The sequence below is a fragment of the Erwinia sp. MYb416 genome (genome assembly GCF_037479575.1).
Classification (GTDB): Bacteria; Pseudomonadota; Gammaproteobacteria; order Enterobacterales; family Enterobacteriaceae; genus Erwinia; species Erwinia rhapontici.
Window position 1 is genome coordinate 1 of the sequence record NZ_JBBGYT010000215.1, and the last position, 439, is coordinate 439.

Genomic DNA, 439 nt, shown 5'->3' on the forward strand with positions numbered 1-439 from the left:
AAACGTTTTGACGATTACGATAGCCAGGTCACATTTGCGGGTTATCGCTTCTCGCAGAAAAACTATATGACCATGGGGGAATATCTGGATGCACGTACTTACGGCACGCGTTCACAAAACAGTAAAGAGATGTACACCATCACCTTTAACCAGCAGTTTCGGGATTTAGGGCTAAGTGCCTACCTGAACTACAACCACCAGACGTATTGGGACCAGCCAGCGAACGATCGGTACAACCTGACGCTGTCACATTATCTCGATATTGGCCAGCTGAGAAACCTGAGTCTGTCGGTGACGGCGTATCGCAATAAATTTAACGGGATAAACGACGACGGCATGTACCTGTCACTGTCGATGCCATGGGGCAATGGCGGATCCATCAGCTACAGCGGCAGCTGGGAAGGTAAAGAAAACAGCCACCAGGCAAATTACTACAACC

General features: G+C 49.0%; 1 protein-coding gene. It reads left to right on the plus strand.

Going from position 1 to position 439, the window contains the following annotated elements; genetic code table 11:
• Positions 1-439: fimbria/pilus outer membrane usher protein (locus WH277_RS01965; RefSeq protein ID WP_339504090.1), on the plus strand; the 439-nt coding region annotated here is incomplete at both ends.